Source organism: Flavobacterium araucananum (assembly GCF_002222055.1).
GTDB classification, from domain to species: Bacteria; Bacteroidota; Bacteroidia; order Flavobacteriales; family Flavobacteriaceae; genus Flavobacterium; species Flavobacterium araucananum.
Window position 1 is genome coordinate 1 of the sequence record NZ_MUGS01000013.1, and the last position, 5,867, is coordinate 5,867.

The following is a 5,867-nucleotide window of genomic DNA, read 5'->3' on the forward strand; positions in this document are numbered from 1 at the left end:
TCATAGGTTCTTTTTAGGATTACTTGTCCTTCTTTGTTTTTAAACTCTACTGTAGATCCTGAGGATTCGCTTGGGCTGGCTGTTGTATTTTCGTCATAGGTTATATTTTTGTAGAGTTCTTTTTGAGCATAATTCCCTTGGTCTGAAAGCGTAATGTCGTATAATCCTGAGCCTGCTAACCAGTTCGTAGTGGCTTTATAAAATTTTACAGCATCAGAGGATGTGTTGATTTGATAATCTAACTTTATTTCGTGACCCCCGCCCATATTCCAAGGGACTCCGGGAGCTCCTTGTTTCAAAATCCTGTTTAATGGGGATGCTTCGAGTTGCTTTTCAGAGAAAGGATTACCGGCATTTTCATATTTACCGCTATAATACGTTATTGCTGCTGTAATAGCTGCTGCAGGATCAATTTTTGGATAACTCGTACTACCATTGGCAGCGGCATAAGGCAAATAGTCTTTTATCTGTCTGCCAAAACCATCATATTCTATTGGGGTTATGATATCCTGACCGGTACCTCCCTGACCAATAGCAATGGTCTGGACAGGGCGACCCAATCCGTCAAAATAGGTTACATTTTGATTGATCTCGTCTTTGGTAAGTGTATTATAATTAGCTGACTGAACTGCTTTTTTGGGCGAAGCGGTGTAAACAAAGTTATCATTGCTCAATGTTTGGGCTTTAAGCCCCGAACTAGCTATTAGTAACGGAATTAATATAAGGATGTATTTTTTCATACAGTTTGCTTAATACTTTTAAATAATTAATAGAAAGATGTAATTTTTACATAAGTCTGAAAAGGTATTGATATTGCAAAAGTTTTTGCTGCTTGATTTACTGGTAAAACAAGAGGGACAGTTTTTGTTAACATCTTATTTCTTGGATAATCATAAGATATTACAACACTTAACGTTTTTGCCGGATGATCTGCGGAAGATGCTGTAATTGTAACCCATACAATTCCCAAATCAGGATCTGAATCTGTAATAATAGCCTTATAAGTCGTTGTTTTACAAGTTCCATTTGCATTTGCATTCGCTTGTCCGTTATTATAAAATATTGATGTAGCGTTGGCATTGGCATTATCTTGAGAAATATTCGATGTAAATGATCCTGCTGGTAATGTATAATTTACAGGAGAACCAATATCTCCAACCGGACAATTATTTTTGGTAAAGGAACCACTTATAGCCTCACTTGTATAGGTGCACTTTCCGGTAGCATTTGCATTAGCACGTCCTTCACTATCCCATTGTGTCCAAGCTTTAGCGTTAACATCTGCCTGAGAAGTGTTTAATATTACTGCTCCTTCTGGCAGACTATAATCAACAAAAGAGCCAACCCCACCAACTGTACAATCTGATTTTTGAAATGGCTGAGATGGTATTGCTATACTTCTAAATTTACAATCTCCATAAGCATTGGCGTTGATACGTCCTTCGCTATCCCATTTTGTCCAAGCCTTCTGGTCAACATCTGCCTGAGAAGTATTTAATGTCACTGCTCCTTCGGCTAAACTGTAAGTAACAAAAGAACCTATTCCACCAACTGTACAATTTGACTTCTGAAAAGAACCTGTTAAAGGCGCACTTTTAAAAGTACATTTTCCATTAGCATTTGCATAGGCTATTCCATCGGTATTAAATTTATCTAAACCTTTTGCATCTGCATCCGCCTGAGAAATTTTTGAAGTTACTGCTCCTGCCTCTAACGAAAAACTTACCTGATTTCCTGTTCCTGAACCACAATTATCACGAGTAAAAACCCCGTTTCTTGCTACACTTTTATAAATTATTGAAGGATAGAGATCTGAACAATCCATTTGTTGTCCTTTATAGTTATAGCAATACCTCTGTAAAATATTTAAAGCCTTATCTTTTATAAGTAACAATCTATTTGCAAAATCATATTCATAATAGGAACATACTCCCTTAGAATCCGTTACGCTGGTAATGCCAATAAGTGGATTATAAGTATAGGTAGTAATCATACTTTGAGGTAACGAAAGCCTTAAAGTATTTAACTTCTCTCTCAGAATTTGTTCATTACAGCTACTTGACATGCAATTATCATCATCTGCATTTGATAAACTTTGAAGGTTGGCAACATAGGTGGCAATCTCATCATAAGCAGCATTTTCGATCTTAGCGATGGGTAGTGTTTTATTATATCCCCATATTATAGAAACTGGCCTGCCACTTTCCAGCGTATACTGCAAAATATTTCCTTTATCATCATATTTATCATATGTAATTTTTTTATCTGCACTTTTATTTATTTCAGCAACTCCTTTGTTTGTATAAACAGATTTGGGAACTAGTAAATAAGACGTAGATGCGTCATTACCATACTCCGTTTTTTGTTCTGACAGCTTATCTCCATTATATCTTTGAGTGCTCAACGGAATTCCAATTATATTTTTGCTGATTAAGTCATTTCGAAAAGGTTCATTTACCAATTCAGCGTCTGTTGGGTAAAAATATTTTGTTTCTAAGGTTTCTTTTCCAGAACTAGTTGTTGTTTGACTCTTTAAAAATCCTGTATTTAAATTATAATTATATGAAGTTGACTGAACTAAAGAATCACCATGAAAGTAGTTCGTATTTTCTTCTTTTTGTAGGGCATAATTATTTGCTTTTATGGTTCTCCAACCATATTTGAACCAATTTAACGGAGAATTATAGATTGGTCCGCAAGATGAACCAATACCTGTTCCTCCTGCACTTAATTTTTCAATAATATGTTTGGATTCTAAGCTATATACATATTTATTGGTATCATCATTTTTTTCAAATAGATAGTTGTTTTTTTGTTTTGTAATTTTTGTATTCGCTCTGTCTGTTTCAACTTTAGTATCCAATAATCCTGTAATAAAATAAGATTGTTCATCCTGCAAAGAGTTTAGTGTTGTTTTTCCCAGATAAGAGAATATAGTTTTACCGTTATTACTTCCTTCTCCCACATCTATTTTTTCTACTATTTTATAAAGAACCGGACTCCCTTTAAAATTCGATAAAGGGAAAACACTGTAATAATTAAAATAATCTGTTTTTGTATATGTTCCTTGTACACACTCTGAATTATCCTGAATAAAATACCCCGAATAAAATACTGGACTTTGAAGCATTATACCTGTACTTTTGCCGGATTGCGAATAATTGTAAACAGTAGTGATACATTCACCATTAAAATCGCAATTCTTAACTTGTTGCACTCTTATACCGCCTACCGTTTGATTGAAGGAATCAGATACTTGTTTAACACGAGCATTTATTACCGCTGAAGCACCAATGGTTGAAGTAGCTTTTATATGATAAGTTCCCAACTGATTAATAACTATTTTTTGTTTAGTCCCTATTTTATTTAAATTGGTTGGAATCCATCTGTTTTCCCAACTCCAAGGTTGAGAATCTCTAAAAATAAAATTAGTTTCTAGTCCTGAAAATATACTAACAGTAGCTTCTCTATTATCAATAGGCATTATGCTAGTATTATTTGCCAATGTGTAATCAAATTCTATTTCTGTTGGAACAATGTCTACTACAAATGTTTTTTCACTTGACCCTCCTGTAGCTGCATTGCTTTTTACAGGTAAATTTGTATAAGTCGTAGAATCAAGGTCATATGGAAAAACATTCCCGGAAGCTATATAAATACTATTAGGTTCATAATCTATTATGGAATACCCTTTTGTTTGGTAGATAATTTTTTTTAAGGCTCCAATCTTTGTACTGGCAAAATCAGGTTTAATATTGGGATTATCATTAGGGTTTGTTGAGGAGGTTGCCGCTGTTGCATTTTTATTATAATATCCCCATAAGTCTTTTTTCAGACGATCATTCAAATTAGCTGAAACAGGATAATCGACAATCATATCATATTCCATTTCATTTATAATTTGACCATTATGTATAATATTCAATAAATTTGTTCGTCGACCAACCCAGCCTGAATATGAAAAGGAATAATTTTTAACCAAATTTTCAAAGTTATTTTTTATATCAATTTTCTTTACCACACTAACTCCTGATTCTGATGGATTTTGATTATAATCTAACTCTATTGTACAATTACTCGTTGTTATCTTATTCAAGTTTCTGTTAAAAAAAGTAGTTGTAATTATATTATTCCTAACTAAATCTTGAGTTGAAATAGGATTACCTAACTGATTGGTGGCTTTTATTAAAGTCTGGCTTACATTGGTGTCAATGTATTGAACAGTATCACTATATTCAAATTTTATTTTATTTGTAGAAAACGGAAAATTAATTTCAGTTAACAAAAAAGATGAAATATAATTAGATTCCTCTGTTCCCTGAACTTTAGTCGCATTTATAGGAAGATTAAAAACATAGTTTATTCCCTCATCATCTATCAATGTAAATCCATTTGTCGGATTTTTTATAATTTGATAATTTTCATTTTTTAGGAAAATAGGATTATTATTTTTATCGAGATAAAAACTACAATTAATGCTGCCCACACTTACTGTATATTTATCTGGTTCGCCATCAATTAGTCCATTTGAAATACCTTTTAAAAAATCATAAGTCTGCTTTGAGGTATAGGTATTAAATGGAGGCAGCTTATTTATATAAGCTGCTATCGATGTTTTATCATTTTGATGATCTTCATCGTCTAATCCGTTAATAGAATGCATGATTGAACCACCAATATTAAATGCCCATCCTACACCAGCATATCCAGGTGTTTCATCCAATATTAATCCGGAATAATTATAGGATAAATTAATTGGCATACTAAAATTACCTTCTTTTATTTCGAATATCGGAATGGTATAATTCATCCTTCCTGTAGAAATATCTATTGGTATTTCTCCTACTTTACTCATAGAAGCAACTTGAGGTGTAGCAACAGTTATGTTAGGAATGTATTGCTTTTGTACGCCTCCACCATCCTGAGATACTGCTTTTTTAGTATTAAGAAAAATAAGGCAGAATAGAAAGGCATGTAAATTTGATTTCATATTGGTTTGTAACTTAATATAAATAGTTTTAAACAGAAATCTGAATTAATTAACAGATTTAATCACTTTTACTGACTCCGTTTTTACATCGGTTTTGATCTTTATGATGTAAATTCCCTCTGAGTAGCTGCTTAGATTTACAGGAACTGTTCTGCCGGTAATGGCAAATTCCTGCAAAGTACGCCCTGTAATATCGACCAGAGTAGCAGTTCCTTCCTTAAAATCATAACCAATAATTATATTGGTAAAACTCTTTGCCGGATTAGGAATTGCTTCGATACTGGATTTTACTTTCTCGACTTTGGCTTTGTCTTTTAGTTTTACGACCCAAAAATCATTGCCACCAATACTGCCGTTTTTATCTTTTGAGGCACTCGAATTTGAGGTACCTGCCATAAGATATCCTCCGTCACGGGTCTCGATTAACTTTCTTAGAATATCTTCTCCGGCGCTTCCTACTGTTTTACTCCAGAGTTCTTCGCCTTTGTTATCTATTTTTAGAGCGATATAATCATTGATTCCGTCTTTTTCTTTATGAACCATGTTCATTGCCTTAGCCACAATTCCTTCTCTTGGTCGTTTGCTCTCGCTTTGTGCATAACCACCTATTAGATACGTCCCGTCTTTATTTTCTACCAGAGAAGTCAAAATATCTACTTTGCCAAAATCGTAGGTCCTGCTCCATAAAATTCCTCCGTCCTGATCTAGTTTTAAAACCCAATAATCGGTTCCATTGCCCACGATGCCGCCCAGGGTTGTTAGCGCATTTTTGCTGTTAGAGTTTCCTCCCACGATATAACCACCATCAGCAGTTTGATGAATAACATAGGGCTGATCATCGCCTTCGGCTCCATAGGTATTTTGCCACTGAATCTCG

3 protein-coding genes are annotated in these 5,867 nt (G+C 34.0%); all 3 read right to left on the reverse strand.

All coding sequences use genetic code 11. The annotated features are described in order from the left end of the window. On the reverse strand, positions 1-740 hold a 740-nt coding region (locus B0A64_RS08600), incomplete at its 3' end, for a DUF6443 domain-containing protein (RefSeq protein ID WP_244285379.1). Between the two features lie 26 nt (positions 741-766). Beyond that, on the reverse strand, positions 767-4,990 hold the full coding sequence (locus tag B0A64_RS08605) for a DUF5977 domain-containing protein (protein ID WP_089479106.1): 4,224 nt from the start codon (positions 4,988-4,990) through the stop codon (positions 767-769). Positions 4,991-5,035: 45 nt separating this feature from the next. Beyond that, positions 5,036-5,867: T9SS type A sorting domain-containing protein (locus tag B0A64_RS08610; protein ID WP_133083317.1), on the reverse strand; the 832-nt coding region annotated here is incomplete at its 5' end.

Coding starts and splice junctions, on each gene's coding strand:
- B0A64_RS08605 (WP_089479106.1), bottom strand. CDS start 4,990: ATGAAATCAAATTTACATGCCTTTCTATTCTGCCTTATTTTTCTTAAT.